The 21,408-nt window shown below is 44.3% G+C and carries 16 protein-coding genes, 1 tRNA gene and 1 pseudogene; 9 read left to right on the top strand and 9 right to left on the bottom strand.

Annotated elements, in window-relative coordinates; genetic code table 11:
* The first annotated feature begins 3 nt into the window (after nt 1-3).
* The 4 genes from P3L47_RS09065 to P3L47_RS09050 are packed head-to-tail and all read left to right on the top strand — an operon-like array spanning nt 4 to nt 5,272.
* Nucleotides 4-1,269 (top strand): ABC transporter permease, encoded by a 1,266-nt coding sequence (locus P3L47_RS09065; protein ID WP_277783396.1) that lies wholly within the window; start codon nt 4-6, stop codon nt 1,267-1,269.
* A 2-nt stretch (nt 1,270-1,271) separates the two neighbouring features.
* A complete protein-coding gene (locus tag P3L47_RS09060; RefSeq protein ID WP_277783395.1) occupies nt 1,272-2,546 on the top strand; it encodes an ABC transporter permease in 1,275 nt (424 codons plus the stop codon).
* Between the two features lie 45 nt (nt 2,547-2,591).
* Nucleotides 2,592-3,947, top strand: a complete 1,356-nt coding sequence (locus P3L47_RS09055; RefSeq protein ID WP_277783394.1) for a sigma-54-dependent transcriptional regulator — start codon at nt 2,592-2,594, stop codon at nt 3,945-3,947.
* Nucleotides 3,944-5,272 (top strand): sensor histidine kinase, encoded by a 1,329-nt coding sequence (locus tag P3L47_RS09050; RefSeq protein ID WP_277783393.1) that lies wholly within the window; start codon nt 3,944-3,946, stop codon nt 5,270-5,272. Before P3L47_RS09055 ends, P3L47_RS09050 begins: the two co-directional genes overlap by 4 nt.
* Before the next feature lie 88 nt (nt 5,273-5,360).
* Here P3L47_RS09050 and P3L47_RS09045 read toward each other — a convergent pair.
* Nucleotides 5,361-5,573: pseudogene (locus tag P3L47_RS09045) on the bottom strand (ORF6N domain-containing protein); the annotation flags it as partial.
* 118 nt (nt 5,574-5,691) lie between these two features.
* A tRNA-Met gene (locus tag P3L47_RS09040) sits at nt 5,692-5,765 on the bottom strand.
* Between the two features lie 203 nt (nt 5,766-5,968).
* On the opposite strand from P3L47_RS09040, the gene P3L47_RS09035 reads away from it, so the two are divergent.
* From P3L47_RS09035 to P3L47_RS09020, 4 genes are all read left to right on the top strand, one after another.
* On the top strand, nt 5,969-6,352 hold the full coding sequence (locus P3L47_RS09035; protein ID WP_277783392.1) for an START-like domain-containing protein: 384 nt from the start codon (nt 5,969-5,971) through the stop codon (nt 6,350-6,352).
* A gap of 102 nt (nt 6,353-6,454) precedes the next feature.
* Nucleotides 6,455-8,392, top strand: a complete 1,938-nt coding sequence (locus P3L47_RS09030) for an LptF/LptG family permease (RefSeq protein WP_277783690.1) — start codon at nt 6,455-6,457, stop codon at nt 8,390-8,392.
* 1 nt (nt 8,393) lies between these two features.
* Nucleotides 8,394-9,611, top strand: a complete 1,218-nt coding sequence (locus P3L47_RS09025) for a bifunctional 3,4-dihydroxy-2-butanone-4-phosphate synthase/GTP cyclohydrolase II (RefSeq protein ID WP_122363248.1) — start codon at nt 8,394-8,396, stop codon at nt 9,609-9,611.
* Between the two features lie 12 nt (nt 9,612-9,623).
* Complete coding sequence (locus P3L47_RS09020) at nt 9,624-10,817, top strand: pyridoxal phosphate-dependent aminotransferase (RefSeq protein ID WP_122363247.1); 1,194 nt, start codon at nt 9,624-9,626, stop codon at nt 10,815-10,817.
* A gap of 81 nt (nt 10,818-10,898) precedes the next feature.
* On the opposite strand, the gene tsf is transcribed toward P3L47_RS09020, so the two are convergent.
* The 4 genes from tsf to rplM form a co-directional block, all read right to left on the bottom strand.
* A complete protein-coding gene (gene tsf, locus P3L47_RS09015) occupies nt 10,899-11,888 on the bottom strand; it encodes a translation elongation factor Ts (RefSeq protein WP_122363246.1) in 990 nt (329 codons plus the stop codon).
* 144 nt (nt 11,889-12,032) lie between these two features.
* A complete protein-coding gene (gene rpsB, locus P3L47_RS09010) occupies nt 12,033-12,875 on the bottom strand; it encodes a 30S ribosomal protein S2 (protein ID WP_122363245.1) in 843 nt (280 codons plus the stop codon).
* Nucleotides 12,876-13,011: 136 nt separating this feature from the next.
* The gene (gene rpsI / locus P3L47_RS09005) at nt 13,012-13,398 is read right to left on the bottom strand and encodes a 30S ribosomal protein S9 (protein WP_122363244.1); all 387 of its coding nucleotides are present in this window, start codon (nt 13,396-13,398) and stop codon (nt 13,012-13,014) included.
* A gap of 5 nt (nt 13,399-13,403) precedes the next feature.
* On the bottom strand, nt 13,404-13,859 hold the full coding sequence (gene rplM / locus P3L47_RS09000) for a 50S ribosomal protein L13 (protein ID WP_122363243.1): 456 nt from the start codon (nt 13,857-13,859) through the stop codon (nt 13,404-13,406).
* 282 nt (nt 13,860-14,141) lie between these two features.
* On the opposite strand from rplM, the gene P3L47_RS08995 reads away from it, so the two are divergent.
* Entirely contained in the window at nt 14,142-14,387 is a 246-nt protein-coding gene (locus tag P3L47_RS08995; protein WP_122363242.1) for a DUF6722 family protein, read from the top strand.
* Between the two features lie 170 nt (nt 14,388-14,557).
* Here the strand turns inward: P3L47_RS08995 and P3L47_RS08990 are convergent, their stop codons facing one another.
* The 3 genes from P3L47_RS08990 to P3L47_RS08980 all read right to left on the bottom strand — a co-directional run bounded on the left by P3L47_RS08990 (nt 14,558) and on the right by P3L47_RS08980 (nt 21,395).
* Nucleotides 14,558-15,199 (bottom strand): porin family protein, encoded by a 642-nt coding sequence (locus P3L47_RS08990; protein WP_122363241.1) that lies wholly within the window; start codon nt 15,197-15,199, stop codon nt 14,558-14,560.
* A gap of 326 nt (nt 15,200-15,525) precedes the next feature.
* Nucleotides 15,526-18,492, bottom strand: a complete 2,967-nt coding sequence (locus tag P3L47_RS08985) for a DUF6383 domain-containing protein (RefSeq protein WP_277783391.1) — start codon at nt 18,490-18,492, stop codon at nt 15,526-15,528.
* 518 nt (nt 18,493-19,010) lie between these two features.
* Nucleotides 19,011-21,395 carry a DUF3987 domain-containing protein gene (locus P3L47_RS08980; protein WP_277783390.1) on the bottom strand — a complete coding sequence of 795 codons (2,385 nt, stop codon included), beginning with the start codon at nt 21,393-21,395 and terminating at the stop codon, nt 19,011-19,013.
* Nucleotides 21,396-21,408: the final 13 nt, after the last annotated feature.

Here is a 21,408-nt window from a genome sequence, read left to right as displayed (position 1 = left end):
AGTATGTACAAAGTATATTTCAAACAGGCGCTGCTGATGCTGAGACAAAACAAGTTCATCAGCCTGATCGCTATTATGGGAACTGCGCTGGCTATTATGATGATCATGACGATCATTGTAACAGACGAGATAAAGGAGATCAGTACCGCACCGGAGATAAACCGGTATCGTACCTTATATATAAACTACCAGGTAAAAAGGGATACGGCAAGAAACAGCTGGCAGTCGGGATCCATCCCTTACGAGACACTCAAAGAGTATCTTTACCCGCTGAAAACTCCCTTATATGTTTCCGGAGTCAATCCGTCATGGTCAAATATTCCCAATACACTGATCACGCGCGAAGGATCGAGCGAGATCATCAATGCCCATATGCGGATAACCGACACGGCTTACTGGAAAATAATGTCTTTTTCCTTCTTGCAGGGACGGCCGTTCAGCGACGGGGAATTTCAGTCGGGAATATCCGTGGCGGTTGTCAGTGAAACACTCGCCCGGCAAGTATTCAAAGGAGAAAATGCGCTGGGACAAACTTTTCTAGTGAATTTCAAACCGTACCGGATCGTGGGTATCGTAGAAGACGTATCGCCGGTTTTCAAACAGGCATACGGCGACCTGTGGATACCCAATACCACACAGCCTGTCGAAAACAGGTTTACCGAAGTGATGCTGATGGCTGAAAGCCCGGAAGATTTCCCGACTATCATAGAAGAGGTACGAAAGATGGAGAAAAAATTCGAAACGGAACACAGTCCCTGGATTCTTTATCTGAAAGGACCGGTAAACAACAAGATATTCCAGAAAGAGGTTTACGGGAACAATGCCGAAGAGATTGCCTCCGCTATCGCCGTACAAAAAAGGAAAATGATTTTTATCCTGCTGATCCTGCTGCTGATACCGGCGATCAACCTCTCTGGCTTGAGTCTCTCGCGTATAAAGAAACGGACGGAAGAGATCGGTATACGAAAGGCGTTCGGTGCCAAGAAGTATACGATCCTGATACAGGTACTTTTTGAAAACCTGATCACTTCAGTGATCGGCGGCGTGATAGGATTGGCACTGTCGTACGTCGTCGTCTTCCAAATGCGGGACTGGCTGCTGGATATTGCGGCAGACAGCACGATTCCTGCCAGTACGCTCATCTCATTCCCGGTCTTGCTGGCGATATTTGCCGTTTGCCTGATCATCAATCTCCTTTCTGCCGGCATACCGGCGTACCGGGCTTCACGGATGAAGATCATTAATTCACTCAATCAAAATGACAAATAATTATGATACGTCACATATTTAAAATTATCTGGAACGAACGCAAAACGAATGCCTGGATCGTATTGGAATATATACTTGTATTTTGTGTGCTTTGGTTTTGCGTCGATTACCTGTACTATATGGGAAAATGTTATTGGGAACCGGTCGGTTTTGACACGAAGAACACGTATCTGATCGAGATGCAAAAAAGACCTGATACGCCCTCCAACAACACCGAAGGAAACGGAGAAACGGAAAAGGTGGACAAACCGGCACTGGCGCAAACGCTTCTGAACCGTGTAAAAAATTATCCGGGTGTAGAAAATGTATGTTTTTCCAAATGGGCGGCTCCTTTTGACAGATCCAGCTACATGAGCGGCTACTACATCGACGAAGATACGACCCACAATGTCACATTCCGGTTGAGATGGGTTTCAGAAAGCTTCTTCGATGTGTTTAAAATAAATACCACGGCAAAAGAGCTCAGCGGCTGGGGCGCTCCCGGATCGAACCAGATACTGATCACTCCCAACCGGAAAGGCTTATTCGGCAATGACGAATACAATGTTCCGCTGGAAAATGTAAAAAAACTGACTTCATCCACCGACGACAGAAGGGAGCATACGGTCATCGGGACCGCCGAAAAAATGAAAGACGGCTATTTCAACTCGTATTTCTGTAATATCTTGTTGCCGTTAATGAGAGAAGAATATGATTTGCGGGAGCTGCAGATATGCCTGCGCGTAAGCCCGAGTGCGGATAAAGATTTTGAAGAACGGTTTACGAAGGAGATGCGGGAACAATTGATGCTCGGACCGTATTTCATGAGTTCACTGAAATCGATCGACAAAAATGCCCGGTTAACGAATTGGCCGACAGAAGATTTGAACGGGATCTATGCGATCACGGCCTTCCTGATCCTGAATATATTCCTGGGGATCATCGGGACATTCTGGTACCGCACGCAGGCACGCCGGAGCGAAGTAGGTCTGCGGCTGGCGCTCGGATCGACCCGGTGGGGCGTGAAAAAGTTAATTTTCGGAGAGACGTTGCTGTTGTTATTTATCGCCAGCATAGTGGGTGTAAATATCTGCATCAACATAGGGCATACCGAATTACTGGAACTTCTTGATATTCCGATCGCAAACAGGATGGATGCGGGCATAGGGAATGAACAGGAGTTCATTAATTACGCACTGGCATTCGGCTTGCTGGCTGTCATATCACTGATAGCGGTATGGTATCCTGCCCGGCAGGCAGCAAAGATTCCTCCGGCAGAAGCCTTACGGGATGAATAAAATTAGTAACTTTACAGTACTGATAATAATGAAATAATACATGCTATGATACTTATCTCTGACGATGATCTAACGGTACAGACTTCACTGACCCTGGTGCTGAAGCGGGCGGGATATGAGGTCGCAACAGCGTCGAACCCGCAGGAGACAGTCGACTTCGTGCGCCGCAACTGTCCGCAACTGATCCTGATGGATATGAATTATAGTAATACGACAACCGGCGAGGAAGGGTTGGAGTTACTGGCGAAAGTCCGTATCTTCTGCCCGGCGGTTCCGGTTATCCTGATCACCGCCTGGGGCTCCATAAACCTGGCGGTACAGGGCATACGGGCCGGCGCTTTCGATTTCATCACCAAACCCTGGAACAATCTGGCTCTGCTGAAAACGATACAGACTGCTATCCAGCTACGGGAAAGCGAAGAAAAAGAAACGGACGGAAAAGAGACGGAAAGAACGGACCGCTTTGAAAAGATCATCGGAAAGTCTCCCCGTCTGCAACAGGTTCTCAATACGATTTCACGCATCAGCCGGACGAACGCGCCTGTCCTGATCACCGGAGAAAGCGGAACAGGCAAAGAGCTGATAGCCGAAGCGATTCACGAGAGCAGCAACCGGCTGGGTAAACCGTTCGTCAAAGTCAATCTGGGCGGTATCTCACAATCACTGTTCGAGAGCGAAATGTTCGGTCATAAACAGGGGGCTTTCACGGATGCACGCCACGACCGGACGGGACGTTTCGAACTCGCCGACAAAGGGACGATCTTTCTCGATGAGATCGGAGAACTGGATATGGTTTGCCAGGTCAAACTATTGAGGGTTTTACAAGATCAGACTTTCGAGCCGCTGGGTGAAAGTAAGCCCAGGCAGGTGGACACACGAATTATCTGTGCGACAAACAAAAATCTCCCGGAGATGGTGGCGCAGGGAAAATTCAGGGAAGACCTGTTTTACCGCATCAATCTGATCACGATACAGATGCCGGCTTTACGCGAGCGGCTGGAGGATATTCCTTTGCTGGTCGAACATTTTGCACGCAGACAGGCTGAACAGAACAACTTTCCCCAACCGGAGATATCGCAGGAAGCGTATGGGTATCTGAAAAAGCTCCCTTACCACGGAAATATCCGTGAACTGAAAAACCTGGTAGAACGAACCATCCTGATCTCCGGAAAGGATATCATTACGGATGCCGACTTCAAAAAGCAATATATAGAAGTCCCTGCCAGCCAGCCTGCAGGCGGGAACACCATCCTTTCCCTGGAAAGGGTGGAAAAAGAGATGATACAGAGAGCTGTGGAATTATATGGTTGCAATCATTCCAAAATAGCTACGGCATTGGGACTGACCAGGCAAACGTTATACCGCCGTCTTGAAAAATACGACATCAAATTACCTGAATGAAATCGAAGCTGATATTCTGGACGATCGCTGCCTTTATCACGGGTATATCAAGTGGTATCGGTTTTCTCTTTTTCCGGGAAGAGCCAATTCCTTTTTGGGTTATACAGTGTATCGCCATTTTATCGCTCCTGCTGGCTGCATTTATCTACCATAAGCTGGTCAAGCCGTATCATATCCTGCTCAGCGGCATGCAGCTTCTGAAAGACCAGGATTTTTCCACGCATCTGCGCCCGGTCAGGAATAAAGATGCCAACGAGCTGATCGGTATCTTCAACCGGATGATCTCGCAGTTGCGGAGCGAACGGCTGGCGGTAAGGGAGAAAAACCAGTTCCTCGACCTGCTCATCCATGCCTCGCCGCAGGGGATCGTTATCCTGAACTTCGACAAGCAGATAGCAGATGTAAATCCCACCGGTTTAAAACTGCTGAATATCTCCAATCTTTCGGATATCAAAGGGAAAACGCTCCTGGAATCTTCTTTTGAGCTGGCCCCTGCCCTGGCGGAATTAAAACAGGGGGATGATGTGATGATCCGGACTTCAACGCACACGATCTACCATTGTATCCGATCGGCATTTATCGACCAGGGATTTAAGCATCCTTTTATATTGATAGAAGAGATTACGCAGGAGTTGCTTAAAGTGGAGAAGGATTCGTACGAACGTATCATCCGGATGATGTCGCATGAAGTGAATAATTCGGTCGGAGCGATCGGATCGACTCTGAATGTAGTGGCAGACATTTTCAAACAGGACGAAAACGGGCAATGGGAATATGTATTACCTGCCGTGGAAGCGTCTTTCGAGCGGTGCAGGCATCTGGCGAGTTTCATCAGTAACCTGGCGCATGCCATCCGTGTCCCCGAACCGACTCTTTCAGCTATTTCACTGAACGAACAGGCGCGTTCGGTCTATGCTCTCACGGATATAGAATGTCGCCAAAGAAACATCAGGCTGGTCCTGACATTGACAGAGAATGACCGGACGATTGAAGTCGACGGGGTACAGATCGAACAGGTGCTGGTCAATATTATCAAAAATGCGTATGAAGCGATCGGACAAAACGGGGAAATACGGATTACTACCCAAACTTCGCCGGTATCCATCCTCATTGAAGACAATGGTCCGGGCATCAGCGAAGAAACTCAAAAGAAGCTTTTCACTCCTTTCTTCACCACCAAATCATCAGGCCAGGGCATCGGCTTAATGTTCGTCAGAGAAGTTCTGACAAATCATCACTGCCAGTTCAGCCTCTCCAGCGACAACGGCTGGACCAGATTCACAATCCTGTTTAATACAGTAAGTGATAGATGTCGGTGCAACTGATTTCATTTTACAAAACCAATTTTGGGCCGCGGCTTATTCAAGGCTTTATTTTTATCCTGCAGTTCTGCCAGCGTTTCATTGATTAGCTCCAACTTGATGTCGCAAATTGCGATTTCAAGTTTTTCCACTCATCGGCATTAAGCTGAAACATGAAATCATCGGGAAACCGCCTTATATTCCTTTTCACGGCTTCATTAAGCCTACGTGTTTCCACTTGATAGAGTTCGGCTAAATCAAAATCCAGCATCACCTTTTGTCCTCGTATCTCGTAAATTTTATTCTGTATTAGTTGCAGTTCCATGGTCATTCATTTTAATTATTGAAATACAAAGCTACCATAAAAAATGAATTAAAAACAACCCTGAAGATATGAAAAACAAAAAAAGCCTCAAAATCTTTCGACCTTGAGGCTTAAATCGTAGCGAGACCCGGGATTGAACCGGGGACCTCATGATTATGAATCATGCGCTCTAACCAGCTGAGCTATCTCGCCATCATGTTTTTGTTGTCATTTCTCTTATTAACGCTGCAAAAGTAGAAGTTATTTTTATATTATGCAACACTTTCGCGAAAAAAAATCTTTTATTTTTCAGGGCTTTCAGCTAAGACGTTAAAAATTAGATGCTTTTTTACTATAAGATTATTGGGAATATCAATCTTTATGAGTAACTTGCTGCGCAAATAATTGCATGAAAGATGAAAAAAGAGAAGTTTCATATCGAATACATTTTCGATAAAGTTTCGCGCCGAAGTTTATGGAATCACCTCACTACTCCGCCAGGGCTGTCGGCCTGGTTCGCTGACGATGTAACTATTAATGACAACATGTACGTTTTTAAATGGAACAGGGACGAACAGGAAGCAGAGGTGTTGTCGGTAAAACCCGAAATAAGCATCCGCTACCGATGGGCAGATGAGGAAGAAGAGAATGTCTACTTCGAGTTTTTAATTCACACTGTCGAACTTACGGGAGCAACCGCGCTTGAAATAACTGACTTTGCCGAACCGGATGAAAAGAAAGATTCTATCAATTTGTGGGACTCACAGGTGGAAGAATTGAAACGGACACTCGGCATTTAGGTTGTTTTAGAGAATTATGTAATGTTCTTATCGTTTTTTACACTACTTTTGCCCCGTCAATCCGGATAGGCAATGGTGAAGATAAAACGATTATATACATTTATGCTGCAGACTTTCCTGCCGTTGTTCATTATGACCTTCGGTATCTGTCTGTTTATTGTACTCATGCAGTTCCTTTGGAGGTACATAGACGATATGGTAGGAAAGGGATTGGGCATTCCTGTACTCGGCGAAATGTTCTTCTACGCCGGCTTATCACTCTTCCCACTGGCTCTCCCGCTAGCCATTTTGTTGTCATCGCTCATGACTTTCGGGAATCTGGGTGAACGCCTGGAATTGCTTGCCATGAAATCCGCCGGTGTATCGCTTATTCATATCATGCGCCCTCTGATTATCACTATCGGACTTATCAGTGTCGGCGCTTTTTTCTTCCAAAACAATGTAATGCCTGTCGCACAGGTCAAATTATACACCCTACTCTATTCGATGCGTCAGAAATCACCGGAACTGGATATTCCGGAAGGTGTTTTTTACGGGGAAATCACAGGGTACAATGTGTATGTCAAAGAAAAAGACAAGACCGGTTTGCTCAAGGATATCATGATCTATGATTATTCGAAAGGATTCAATAAAACCAGTGTAATCGTTGCCGACTCCGGCAGACTCAAAACATCAGCCGACAAGTTATTTCTCGTGTTGTCGCTCTTCAATGGGGAGTCGTTCGAGAATATGGAAAACCAGTCCGGAGGCAGTAACAAGAAAACATCTGTTCCTTACCGCAGGGAGACATTCAATACCAAGGAGATACTGATCGAATTCGATGCCAACTTCTCCCGGACTGACGAATCTCTCATGGCAAACCAGTATATGGGCAAGCAGTTGAATGACCTGCAGTCTTCCATTGACTCCATGACCGTTCGGCTCGACAGTATCAAAGCACTCAATGCAAGAAGTGTTTATGACATGTCGTACAGAAGAACATTCTCCAAATCAAAAAGAGAATCGAGCCCACAGGAGGAATCGGGTGCTGCCGCAGTCGCATCAAACAAAACTGATTCGTTGACCAAGAAATCGGACGAGCCGGTCAGAATCATCAAATTCGACAGTCTGTACAAGGCTGAAACGCCAAGTGGGCAGGCCGCATTACTTGTCCGCGCCAAATCAAATATTGAAAGCGTAAAAGCTGATTATTATTTTAAAGCCGCCACACAGGGAGACGAAGCCTACAAGCTGCGCCGTCACCTGACCGAGTGGCATAAGAAATTCACACTTTCGTTCGCCTGCATGGTTTTCTTCTTTATCGGTGCCCCGCTGGGAGCTATTATACGTAAAGGAGGACTGGGTATGCCGGTCGTTATCTCCGTTATCCTGTTTATCTTCTATTATATCATAGATAATATAGGGTTCAAGATGGCGCGCGACGGGATATGGCAGGCATGGGAAGGCATGTGGCTGAGTTCAGCGGTACTGGCTCCGCTGGGTATTTTCCTGACTTACAAAGCGGTAAACGATAGCGTGATACTGAATGCGGACACGTATCTGAACGCATTGAAAAACTTCATCGGCAAACGCGCCGGCCGTAAGGTGGAGAAAAAAGAAGTAATCATCTTCAATCCGGATTATGCTGCTATGCTGCCCCGCCTGGACAAGTTGGCGGAAGACTGCGTCGTATACCTTAAAAACCATAAGCGTTGGCTTAATTATTTTACTTTCTGGAAACAGGGAGGAAAAGATCATACAGCCGAACAGCTAGCTGCAGAAATGGAAGGTATCATCGACGAACTGGGAAACTCGGATCAGAATCTGATACTCAACAAGCTGATGGATTATCCCGTTATCGGAGGATACAACCAGCTGAATGCCAACATCAATGGAAAGGTCGGACTGATATTCGGACTGTTTTTTCCGATAGGAGTTCCGGTTTATCTGCTCGCCACCTACCAGCGCAAGTTATTGCGCCATGATATACAGGTTGTACAAAAAACAAGCCGCGAACTGGAAGATATGATCAGTAATTTGGAAACTAAAAATTTAAAATGATATGAGTGAGATCAAATTAAACACCATCGAAGAAGCAATTGAAGATTTCCGTGAAGGAAAATTCCTGATCGTAGTAGATGACGAAGACCGCGAAAATGAAGGAGACTTCATTGTGGCAGCGGAAAAGATAACACCCGAAAAAGTAAATTTCATGATGACATATGGTCGCGGTGTTTTATGCGCCCCGATCACAGAAGAACGCTGCCAGGAACTGGAGCTGGACATGCAGGTTGCCAGAAACACTTCCATGCTTGAAACACCGTTTACCGTAACAGTCGACAAACTGGGCGGGGGATGTACAACCGGTGTTTCCATGTTCGACCGTGCTGAAACGATCCGCGCATTGGCTGATAAGCAAACCAAACCTGCCGATCTGGGACGTCCGGGACATGTGAATCCGTTACGCGCCCGTTCACGCGGTGTACTTCGCCGTGCAGGACATACGGAAGCCGCTGTCGACCTGGCACGCCTTGCCGGTCTCTACCCTGCCGGAGCACTGATCGAAATCATCAATGAAGACGGCACCATGGCACGTCTCCCGCAATTAGTGGAAGTGGCTAAAAAGTTCGATATTAAAATCATTTGCATCAAGGACCTGATCGCTTACCGCCTGAAGACGGAATCGATTGTCGACAAAGGCGTGGAGGTAGACATGCCTACGCAATACGGTCATTTCCACTTGATCCCGTTCCGTCAGAAAAGTAACGGACTGGAACATATCGCCTTGATAAAAGGAGATATCTCCGGCGACGAACCCGTATTGGTTCGCGTACATTCTTCTTGTGCGACAGGCGACATTTTCGGTTCCATGCGTTGCGAATGCGGCGAACAGCTTCACAAAGCCATGCAGATGATCGAGAAAGAAGGACGCGGTGCCATCGTTTACCTGAACCAGGAAGGACGCGGTATCGGTCTGATGGATAAAATGAAAGCCTATAAACTGCAGGAAGAAGGACTGGATACGGTCGATGCCAACCTGCACCTGGGACACCAGGCTGATGAGCGCGATTACGGTGTCGGAGCACAGATACTGAAACATATCGGTATCACGAAAATGCGTCTGATGACCAACAATCCGATAAAACGCGTGGGCCTGGAGGCTTACGGTTTGACTATTGCAGAAAACGTTCCTATCGAAGTCACTCCCAACAAATATAACGAGTTTTATATGAAGACAAAGAAAGAACGTATGGGACATATCCTTCACAACATCAAATAAATTCATACTATCATGACACAAGTTTCAGATCGTTTAGCAAGTTTGTCGCCTTCCGCTACGTTGGCGATGTCTCAGAAGAGCAATGAGCTCAAAGCACAAGGTATCGATGTAATCAACCTGAGTGTGGGAGAACCTGATTTCAACACACCTGATCACATCAAGGAAGCAGCTAAAAAAGCGGTAGATGACAATTTCTCTCGTTACTCTCCGGTTCCCGGTTACCCGGCATTACGCAATGCTATCGTAGCCAAACTGAAGAATGAAAACGGATTGGAATATGCAGCTACTCAGATTTCTTGCGCGAATGGAGCAAAGCAATCCGTTTGTAATACTATCCTGGTACTGGTTAATCCCGGAGATGAAGTGATCATTCCGGCTCCGTTCTGGGTTAGCTATCCTGAAATGGTTAAATTGGCTGAAGGTAAACCGGTAATCGTTACGGCTGGCATCGAACAGGATTTCAAGATCACTCCTGCCCAGCTGGAAGCAGCTATCACACCGAAGACAAAAGCATTGATCCTCTGCTCTCCTTCCAACCCGACAGGTTCTGTCTACAGTGCAGAAGAGTTGGCAGGACTGGCTGAAGTATTGAAAAAACATCCGGAAATCATCGTTATTGCTGACGAGATCTACGAACATATCAACTATATCGGCAAACATCACAGCATCGCTTCCGTTGATGGCATGAAAGACCGTACTGTTATTGTAAACGGTGTTTCCAAAGCCTATGCAATGACTGGCTGGCGTATCGGTTTCATTGCCGGTCCGGAATGGATTGTTAAAGCCGTAAACAAATTACAGGGACAATATACTTCAGGTCCTTGCTCTGTATCCCAAAAAGCTGCAGAAGCTGCTTATACAGGCTCACAGGAACCGGTTGAAGAAATGCGCAAAGCATTCGAACGCCGTCGCGACCTGATCGTCAGCCTGGCAAAAGAAGTTCCGGGATTCGAGATCAACAAACCGGAAGGCGCTTTCTACCTGTTCCCGAAATGCAGCTACTACTATGGCAAGACAGACGGAAACAACACGATTAAAGACGCTGACGATCTAGCTATGTATCTCCTGGAAGCCGCACACGTTGCTTGTGTAGGCGGAACTTCTTTCGGAGCTCCCGAATGTATCCGTATGAGCTATGCAACCAGCGACGAAAATATCGTGGAAGCTATCAAACGTATCAAAGAAGCTTTGGCTAAACTGAAATAAGAGAAAGCAAATCCTATAAACAGAAAAAGGGGTTCCGATAATTTCGGAACCCCTTTTTTATGTCATTCTGCTAACGCAAAATTATTCAGCACGCAAAGTAAAGCGTTTGAATGCAAGGATCTGCAATTCAGGATCAGCAGCCTTCATTACTTCTTTAACAGTCTTCTTGGCATCCATGATGTCTTCCTGGTTCAGCAAGCAAACTTCTTTCAAGAATTTGCTAAGACGACCCTGAGCGATGTTCTGGATCATCTGTTCCGGCAGGTTAGCAGCCTTTTCTGCAGAAACAGTAGCGATAATTTCTTTTGCTTTCGCTACGTCTTCAGCAGTGATCCAGCCCTTAGCCATATTGCTTTCCATATGATCTTCGCTATCCACGTGTGTAGGATTGATACCCGCTTTCTTCAAAGCAGCTTCAACAGCTTTCTGTACCTGTTCAGCTTTTGTCTTTTCGATAGCTACCTGGATTTCCTGTTCTTTTACAGATTCAGGAACACCGGCTTCGTCGATAGCGATCGGGTTCATAGCAGCGATCTGCATAGCGATGTTGTGAGCAACTTCTTCTGATTCCTTGTTGAATGCAACGATTGTACAGAGCTGATTCTTACCCATGTGGTTGTAAGTAGTGGTATAAGCACCTTCTACTACATTGTAGCCGTCCAGTTCCATCTTTTCGCCAGTGATACCGCTACGGTCAGTAACAGCGTCCTGGATAGTACCTTTACCCATCGGCAATGCTTTTACTTCGTCCAAAGTTTTGCACTTGTTAGCCACAGCAGCGTCAAGGATAGCCTGAGCCAAAGCAACGAAATCTTCGTTCTTAGCAACGAAGTCTGTTTCGCACTTCAAAGCGATAGTTGCAGCAAATTCACCGTCTTTTTTAGCCAGTACACAACCTTCAGCCGCTTCACGGTCAGAACGTTTTGCAGCAATTGCCTGTCCTTTTTTACGGATAATTTCCATTGCCTTTTCGATGTCACCGTCAGCTTCAGTCAAAGCCTTCTTACAATCCATCATACCAGCTCCACTCATTTTGCGCAGCTTGGTAATATCAGCCATAGTTACAGCCATAATCTTATTTCCTTCTATTTTAATGTTTATACTCTTTTAAATTGACAATGGACAATTGACAATTGACAATTACTGTCAAAAGCCAATTGCCCATTGTATTTGTATTCGAATTGTCAATTGTCAATTCTCAATTTTCAATTGAAATTACTCTTCTTCTTTAGCGTACTTGTCGGCAACGTTAGCATTCAGAGCTTCTTCGTCTTCTTTCTTAGTACGTTCTTTCTTTACAGTAGCTTTTCCTTTGCGTTCTCTTTTAGCACCTTCGCCTTCGCCGGCAGCTTCTGTATCGATTTTTTCAGCTTTGCGTTCCTGCAGACCTTCGTTCATAGCTTCGCAGATAGCGCCTAAGATAACTTCTACTGATTTAGTAGCGTCATCGTTAGCCGGGATCACGTAGTCAATGTTGTTAGGATCAGAGTTAGTATCAACCATACCGAAAACGGGGATACCCAAACGGTTGGCTTCACGCACTGCAATATGTTCTTTCATCACGTCAACAACGAACAAAGCAGACGGCAGACGAGTCAGGTCTACAATAGAACCTAAAGTCTTTTCCAGCTTAGCACGCTGACGAGTGATCTGAAGTTTTTCTCTTTTTGACAGATTATCAAATGTACCATCTTTTGTCATCTTATCGATAGTAGTCATCTTTTTGATGGCTTTACGGATAGTCGGGAAGTTAGTCAACATACCACCCGGCCAGCGTTCGATAACGTAAGGCATACCTACAGAAGCAGCCTTATCAGCGACAACTTGTTTTGCTTGTTTTTTAGTAGCAACGAAAAGTACTTTTTTACCTTGCTTAGCCAGGTTTTTCATTACTTCTGCTGCTTCGTCTACTTTAGCAACTGTTTTATATAAATCAATGATATGAATACCATTGCGCTCCATAAAGATGTAAGGAGCCATAGCGGGATTCCACTTTCTCTTCAAGTGTCCGAAGTGTACACCAGCTTCTAATAACTGATCAAAATTAACTCTTGACATTTTTTTCTTTTTAAATCGTTTACTTTCTGTTTAATTTTCAACTATCAGGTAGTCCTCCGGCATGTCTGCATGCAAAAGAAATCCCGACAATTTAGATACTAAACGCTTTGTCCTTGTAAGAAACTCACAAATAACATTAACGTTTGCTGAACTGGAATCTCTTACGAGCTTTCGGCTGACCCGGTTTCTTACGTTCAACAGAACGAGGATCGCGAGTTACGAATCCTTCTGCTCTCAACGCAGGTTTGTCTTCCGGATTAATCTTGATCAAAGCACGAGCGATAGCCAAACGTGCAGCTTCTGACTGACCTTTGAAACCACCACCGTCAAGGTTGATCTTGATATCATATTGTTCTTCAACATTCAGCTTTGCAAGCGGCTGCTTAACAATGAACTGAAGGATTGTAGAAGGAAAGTAATTTGCAAGATCACGTTTGTTGATAGTTATCTTTCCCGTTCCTTCGCTTACGAATACGCGAGCAACTGCTGCTTTACGTCTTCCTATTGCATTTACTACTTCCATAGTTATTATTTAAGTGAGTTTATATCGATTGACTTAGGCTGTTGAGCTTCGTGTTTGTGCTCTGTTCCTTCATATACATATAAGTTACCAAGTAACTTAGCACCCAGACGGTTTTTAGGCAACATACCCTTTACTACTTTCTTGAACAAATGACTAGCACCTTTCTTCATCAAGTCGTTAGGTGTGTACTCGATCTGTCCACCGGGATATCCGGTATATCTCAAATAAATACGATCGTTCCATTTGTTTCCTGTCAGAACGATTTTATCTGCATTGATAATGATTACATTATCACCACAATCAACATGAGGAGTGAAGTTGGGTTTGTACTTGCCGCGCAAAAGTTTTGCTACTTTTGCACAAAGGCGTCCCAAAGTCTGTCCATCAGCGTCAACGATGACCCACTCTTTGTTTACAGTTGCTTTGTTTGCAGAAATGGTCTTAAAACTTAAAGTATCCACTGCTTAATAAATTAATTAATTAATAACTCTAAAAAACAAGCGCTTAGTTTTTTCGCTGTCATTATCACTACGGACACTTGACGTAATAATGTGCTAGAAACTAAACCCTTAGTACAATTTGATAATATTCGGCTTGCAAAGGTACGGCTTTTCTTCGAAATACAAAATATTTGTACATCTTTTTCATTATGAACAGCTAAGAGATAGAAGGTATAAAGTACGGCAAACATTTTTTATAATCAATGAGATACCTATCGCTAATTTATTTTGTATATTTGCGATATGGGAACGTGGGAGAAGCAACAAGAGATAAAACGAGAGAAACGGGAACAGGATAAAATTCGTAAAGAAAGTCTTGGTAAATTCTTCTATGATCTGGCAAAACTAACATTTGCAGCTATCGTTTTAGGAGAAATGCTAGTTTTACAAAAAGATATATCGGATTTTATGAGTTGGTATATGATTTGTGTCGGTATTTTACAAACTTATATACTTGCTTATATTGGAAATAAAATATTAAAACAATAATAATATGAATGGGTTAGCTTTATTTTTCACAATCGGTTGTGTAGTAGCTGGTGCTTTCCTTGCATGGCTTTACACCAAACCTGGCAAAAGATGGCTGGATAACTTATAAATAATTTTTATAACAAGCTAAAGCTCTGTGTAAACACACAGGGCTTTTTTATTCAATAAAGTTACTTCCTAAAATAATACCCCAGTGAGAAAGTAACATTATTCTGATAAAGGGAAGATTCGCCGTCGTGTTTGGAAGTACGGCGGTCTAAGGTTCCGCATAGGGCGGATACGGAAAAGAAGAAATTGGAATATTCAACCTGTAATCCGAGATTTACTCCCAGGTCGAACGTTTGAAGGTCTGCCTCGCCCGATTTTCCGAAAACGATATCGGTATCGACATTTTTAGTTCGCATCTTTCCGAAAAGAGAGAAATCGACAGCCGGACCGGCCATCACACTGAAATAGACATCGGTAAACTGGAAAGTATACACCAGGTTGACCGGAACAAGAATGGAATAATAGTTACATTTCGTCTTCGGATAAGCCGGATCCAGCACCTCTCCATCCGAGATTTTGGAAAGATAATTACCTCCCTGATGCACGAATGCGACTTCCGGTTGCAATGACAGTCTCTTATATAAAGGTATCTGCGCCAACCCTGCCACACTGAAACCAAAGCGGGCTCCCGACTGATAATTATTGTCAATCTTCTGTACCAGCGACGAATAAGCCAACCCGCCACGTACCCCCCAGGTAACCTGTGCCGCAGACGGCAAGACCATCAACATCACCAATATTATTACCAATCCAATTTTTTTCATGCTATATCCTCTTTTCTACGAGCAAAGATAGTTTTTTTTTCTAACGATGATACTTATTTCATGAAATTAACGTATGATTCAGCAAATTGAAAGAAAACAGAACATATATCAGTAAATAAAGCCACCCCGACCCTAAAACCGAGGTGACTTACTTTTTGTCTGTTGTTGCTCTTCACAGAGATCGAACAGAAGAACTTTATTTCATTACTTTAGTATTAATATCTACCGCTTGTTCGCCTGTCGCAGGGTAATTGGCTCTTTGTGCGTTGCATGCAATATGAACCACGCGGTAAACAATTTAGAATTATTTGATTTTAAATAATTGCTTATTTTACGATTGCTTTTACAGCAGCTTCGCCTTCTATGGCTACTACAACGATACCTGCAGGAACAGAGATTGTTGCTTCACTTGAAGTGATCATTGTGTTAGCAACTGTCTGACCAAGTACATTGCTGATAGCGACTTTCTTGCCTTCAGCACCCTTGATGATAACAGCGCCGTCTGTAGCAATTACCGATACACTTTCAGTTGAGATTTCGTCGTTAGCTGTCGGAGTTTCTGATGTTTCACGTACATTGAAGACTTCAGCTTCATTCAGTTTTTCAGTCAATACAGGACAACCGTTATGCCATTTTACATAAGCGATCTTGTAACCCTGAGAGGCGTCAGACAAGCTGTTACGAAGAGCTGTTTCGATTACGAAATCTTCTGTTTCTGCATCCACGATACGGAAAGCGAATTTAGCCGGATTGATCTTCTGATCACCTACCAATACTTTCTTAGACGGAGTTTCGATAACCAAAGTATCTACATGATGTACAGCCGGAACAAATCCTAATTTAGTCATTGTAGTTCCTGCATAATAGAACTTGTTGTTCAATTCTGCACGGTGAGCAGCCACAGAGTCTGTGAATGATACCAGGTAACGAGCAGCGATCATTCCAGGAATTTCTTCTGCATGTTCACAATCTTCCTTACCACAGATCGGGCATTTTTGTGTAGCATCTGTTTTGTCTACACCTACAGCCAACATATAGAACGGTTTCTTTGTTTCTCCACGAACATAAGCTGTATCTACAAAGATAGACGGGTTATATTTTTCACGGTTGTAAGTCATACCCAGGAATTCGCCATGTTCGAACAAGAACTCATCAGCATATTCTGTACGGAAGAACTCCAATGTGTCAGGAGCAGCGATCGTACGATAAACAGCCGGAGCATTGCCTAACATTTCCAACTGAGCATTAGCAACCCAATTATAGATATTTTTAGCTTGTCTCAACTCTGCATAGTTGAAATCAAAGTATAGCATGTTCTCATCCAACAATTCTTCTGCATTTGTTACATTATCAGCATCGGTATCTTCTACATTAATAACATTTACAGTTGTTCCTTCTTTGAATTTAACAACATAGTTGTCTGCTGAAACAGTCTCCGATTCTGTAATCAAATCCAATTTATCGCCAGATGTAGCCAAATACTTACCATTATATTCCAGTTCATAACGATAATAGCTGATTGTATCTCCATCCTCCTTCAACTCCCATGCTTCATCGTCTTTATTGTAAACCATGATATCATTGGTAATACGGAATAAGTCCGTTGCTTTTTCGGATTTGATTTTACCATCGTCTCCCATAATGTCAGTCGTAGCCGTTTTTTTCATATTGAAGTTGATAGCAGCGGCAGCATTGTCAGTCAAAACCACTTTACCTTCACCATCGAAACCTACGTAGTTCAGTTTACCAGTCACCTTGTTTACCAAAGTAATAGCATATGTCTGAGCATTACCATTGTTTGCATCATCTTGCTTATAATTACCATAATAAGCAAATGATTCGCCTCCTAATTCAATAACTTTTGTAATTTCATATTCACTATCATCACTGTAATATACATCACCTGATTTATGACGTAAAGAACCAATTGCAAAATCTGATACAGTTTTCGTTTCACGGTTTGTCAATGCCAATCCGTTTACATCTTCAGTGATGATCCACTGTCCTTCCGGTTTAGAGAAAGCTACATAATCTGCATTTTCCCATGTTGCAGTTGTTGCATTAGGAACCAATGTCTTACCATTATTAGTACCCTTTACTCCCTTGATATTGATTGCATATCCATAATATTTAGATGCATCAAAGTTGTTGCCTTGACCGAATTTAACATAAGTAGTTGATGCATAGTCAGCTTTCTTGTCTACAGTAGAAGCTTTTGCTGTTGTCAGCAAATAGCTACCGTCAACTTCTGCAACCAATAATTCAGCCCACTCAGTATCTATCTTAACAGCAACCTCCAACGGTTCATCAATAACTACATTCGGCTGTGAGATGCGGAATACATAAGATTTGATTGTTTTTTTAGCAGCATCAGTTTCTTTTGCATCAGCTTTTAATGCTTCAATCAACTCTTTTGCTGTCATCAAACCAAATTTATAACCTTTCAGCATATCACCAGCTGCAGGAACCAAATCAGTATTCTGTTTACTCCATTTCTGATTCAATAATACAACAAACTTCTTAGCATTTGCATTATACAAATAAGATTCTGTATTATCAACCAAAGCAGTAAATGTAACACCCGGATTTGTATTATCAGTAATCTTATCGTTCGCTTTCAAAGTACCAGCAAAAGCCTCGCCACCTTTCAGCGTGTATTCAGTAAACTTATCAGCTTTGCCATCTTTCAGATAACCAATACCTAAACCGAAACCACTCTTCAGTTTATTATTTAAATCCGTACGTGTGATTGCTGAAGGATCCACAGAATAGACACCGAAAGTTAAGTTGATAATATCAGTTTTATCAACATCAATTGCTTTTGACAATACAGGTACACTGTTATTATTATCCCAAGCCAGATACAATTCATCAACCACACCAACAGCCCTAACTTGAATGCCATTAAACTCAAACACATTAATATCGCCGGCTGCATCGTAAACATAAGAACTTTCTTTTTCTTTAAAAGCAAGCTTCTTTCCTTCTGCATTTACCAAAGAATAACCAGTAATTATTCCATTTTGTTTTACAGGGACTACTTTCCACAGGTTAGTAGCTTCAACACCTGACGCTAAATAAGATAAATTACCATTTTTTACTTCAATTGAGCCATTTTGCCACGTCGCTGCTGCAGTCACATCTTTGTCTGCATTAATTCTCAAGACATAATACTCTCCTTCCGTTGCTCCTGCAAAATTATTCGCAACAAAAGTTTGAGCATTCAGGTTTCCAAACCAAGCTCCCCCCATTAATAAGGCAGAAACTAAGAAAGTAGAAAACTTTTTGTTCATAATCAATAAATTTAATATTAATAATAGTGTTATATAAAAGTCCTGTTCTATGTCGTTTAAATGTCATCAACTGTTAAATGACTAGTTTAAACGTTCCTTTTTTCTAGTCATGTTTTCGAGCCTTTTTTAACTTCGTGTCAAAAAGTGTGAATTTCGTACTCACTTTTATAATGCGTTGATAAGAAAGAAGATAGATTTGGAAAAAATATTGATGAAATGATTGGAGGTTTGAAAGAATGTCGTAAATTTGCTGGCGAGAAAAAAGGAACGATTATTTTAGTCATAGTTTTTCGAGCCTTCGATGTTTGATATTCAATTCCTAGAATACAGTTTTCGAGCCCTTTCAAAAAAGGCATTTTTGACCCTTTTGCCGGTCACCTTTCAAACGGATGCCTACCCGTCAGAACCCCGATGCCTACTCGTTTTCGAGCCGATTACCATCCATTCAGGAAAAGAACGGTTTCAGACGGTGAAATGTTAATGAGTCTCACGAGTCTCATAAGTCTCACCCCCCGTTTTCAATTTTTAACATGCTTGCCTTTTTCCGTCTTCCGGTAGCAACCTATTGATACTAACTCAACTAAACCATATAGCTGGGCATTTTTCAACATACGGAATACGCTCGCACGGCTGATTCCCCGGACGCTCGCCTCGGTCAAAACCTCTGCCGTTTTGAACTCGTCGGGCATCGCGTCGAACAGGCCGACCTGTGCATCCGGCAATTTGTGATGCTGATCCGCATCGCTGTGCTTCAGACTGGTGCTCACCAGCAACGAATGACGCAGGCAACGCGTACCGATATGGAAAGCTATTTCGAAATCATCGTCCGAAATCTCGATATCTTCCTCCATGCTACGGCTTTCTCCTTTACGTATCCCCGTCAGTGTCATGGCAATACGGAAAATAATCAGGCGATGGCGCAGCACCACCGAAGTCACGTCGCTGTTACCGAATACGCGTACATTATAATATTCACGTTCAAAGTAACGGTCGAGACGTTTACGCTGCTTATCGGAGAAAGACACGAACGTGTGCGATTTCTCCAGGTGTACCGCCATATCGAACACACGCAACCCCAGATTGTTGAAGTAATGCACACTGCTCATCGTATCGTCCGACGATGTCAGCGGCTGATAATCCGTACGACCGGCAATGCGGTAAATCAACAGACGGCTGTAAAGCCCACTTTCGGTGGAAGGGATCAGCTTCTGCAACATCGCAGGCGTACCGGTTGCCAGGAATCCCAGTTCGGGAGCTTCCACAAAAGAAGTCCCGTTCGTTCTCGAAGAACAACTGATCCGCTCATGATGGAAAGCCTGGTTCAGGACATAGCCGTAACCGCCGAAATCCTGCATCATCGTATTGTTCACCGACTCCAGCTCGGTCTCGAAGAGCAGCGAAGCATAAGGTTTGTTTATCTCCAGCTGTTCGATCATACGCGCCGTAGAGGTATAGCCGCTCATATGAAGCCGCTTTTCATATACCGGTTCGGGCTCTTCGGGGACAGGACCTGCGGGGAGTTTTGCTTTTCCCGTACGCTGCTGCGCCTTGTAAAGCTCATAAGCCTCTTTCTCTTTTTTCGCTTCCTTCACCAAAGCTTTCGAGTTATTCAATACGTACTCCTGCCAGTAGTCGACCAGTTTATGGAGCATGCTGATACAACCCTTTCCACTTCCCGATTCACCAACGATCAGGGTGTAGAAAGGAGGTTTGTAAGGTGTTTTCTTCAACATGCCGCTGACACCGGGCAACACGGTACTAAGCATCGTGATCGAGGATATCGCCATCAGATCGTATTCACGCTCGTCGCCGGACGTTTTGAGAACGTCCAAAAGCAGTCCCGGAAGACGGTCCAGAACAGCCTTGTCGAAGTGGGGCAAACATGCTTCATCCGGCTCAATATCAAAGCCCATAGGAGACAATTCTTCAGATGCCTGATTTTCAGGAAGAGGGGTGAGACTTGTGAGACTGTTGAGACTCGCCGGCCTGGAAGGAGGCACAGGTGGAGTCCAGGGATTCGATCCGTGCGCCCCGCGATAACGCTGGTAGATATCCGCCACGATGCCCCGGATTTCTTTCTCCGGAAAACCCGGTTCCGAGTAGCGGCGCAGGCATTCGGACTCCACCTCATACTCCGCAAAACCGGCACTGTTCAGCGCTGAAGCCAACTTCACCAGATAGCTGTGGCGGCCTCCGTCCATAAAAGAGTTATCCGATTCGAAACGGTCGATATAATTCGACAACGTCGTCTTTACCGGTTGCCCCGTCACATGTGCGGAAGGGCGGGCTGCCGGAGCTGCCTGTTGCTTTTCAGCCCTCAGTTCTTCGACAGGGATATGCACCACGCGCGATTCCTCCTTATAGAAAGCCTCCGGATCGTAACCCGCAAAGCAGCCGCGGTTGGCGTCTTTGCCCGAAATGTCCACTTTCACGCCCGGAAGGTCGTGTTCGATCATCCGGCTCACATACCCGAATGCCGACTGATGGTCTGCCAAAGAGCTATCCACCAGCACAAACAGTTTGTCACCCGTACCCGAAGGACTGACATGTCCCGCCTTCACATAATCGAGAGCCTCCGCCTGATGCAGAAAATCAAGCGCCGACCCCGGCACATCGTCCAGGTCGATCGGCACGCACTGGCTGTAACGTACCATGTGCTCCAGTTTACGGCCACCTTCCATCACGCCGCCCGCCACCAGCAGGGGCAGACGCTTCTTCGTGCTCTCGGCATGTTCCGCATCGTGGGCTGCCAAATAGCCGCGCAAACGTTCGACGGCAGCCTTGTGCTTTCCGTTCTTTACTCCGGCAAGGTAATCATCCAAAAAGATGGTTGCGCAGACCGCTGTCTTGAATGCCGATTCAAAGAATGAGCATTCCACTTGTTGTTTTTTCAATTCACTCATGAAACAAATTTTT

It is taken from the genome of Parabacteroides chongii (genome assembly GCF_029581355.1).
GTDB lineage: Bacteria > Bacteroidota > Bacteroidia > Bacteroidales > Tannerellaceae > Parabacteroides > Parabacteroides chongii.
This window is presented reverse-complemented; position numbering and strand designations above follow the sequence as displayed.

Coding starts and splice junctions, on each gene's coding strand:
- rpsI (WP_122363244.1), bottom strand. CDS start 13,398: ATGGAAGTAGTAAATGCAATAGGAAGACGTAAAGCAGCAGTTGCTCGC.
- P3L47_RS09020 (WP_122363247.1), top strand. CDS start 9,624: ATGACACAAGTTTCAGATCGTTTAGCAAGTTTGTCGCCTTCCGCTACG.
- P3L47_RS08995 (WP_122363242.1), top strand. CDS start 14,142: ATGGGAACGTGGGAGAAGCAACAAGAGATAAAACGAGAGAAACGGGAA.
- tsf (WP_122363246.1), bottom strand. CDS start 11,888: ATGGCTGTAACTATGGCTGATATTACCAAGCTGCGCAAAATGAGTGGA.
- P3L47_RS09025 (WP_122363248.1), top strand. CDS start 8,394: ATGAGTGAGATCAAATTAAACACCATCGAAGAAGCAATTGAAGATTTC.
- P3L47_RS09035 (WP_277783392.1), top strand. CDS start 5,969: ATGAAAAAAGAGAAGTTTCATATCGAATACATTTTCGATAAAGTTTCG.
- P3L47_RS08990 (WP_122363241.1), bottom strand. CDS start 15,199: ATGAAAAAAATTGGATTGGTAATAATATTGGTGATGTTGATGGTCTTG.
- P3L47_RS08985 (WP_277783391.1), bottom strand. CDS start 18,492: ATGAACAAAAAGTTTTCTACTTTCTTAGTTTCTGCCTTATTAATGGGG.
- P3L47_RS09050 (WP_277783393.1), top strand. CDS start 3,944: ATGAAATCGAAGCTGATATTCTGGACGATCGCTGCCTTTATCACGGGT.
- P3L47_RS08980 (WP_277783390.1), bottom strand. CDS start 21,395: ATGAGTGAATTGAAAAAACAACAAGTGGAATGCTCATTCTTTGAATCG.
- rpsB (WP_122363245.1), bottom strand. CDS start 12,875: ATGTCAAGAGTTAATTTTGATCAGTTATTAGAAGCTGGTGTACACTTC.
- P3L47_RS09055 (WP_277783394.1), top strand. CDS start 2,592: ATGATACTTATCTCTGACGATGATCTAACGGTACAGACTTCACTGACC.
- P3L47_RS09030 (WP_277783690.1), top strand. CDS start 6,455: ATGCTGCAGACTTTCCTGCCGTTGTTCATTATGACCTTCGGTATCTGT.
- P3L47_RS09065 (WP_277783396.1), top strand. CDS start 4: ATGTACAAAGTATATTTCAAACAGGCGCTGCTGATGCTGAGACAAAAC.
- P3L47_RS09060 (WP_277783395.1), top strand. CDS start 1,272: ATGATACGTCACATATTTAAAATTATCTGGAACGAACGCAAAACGAAT.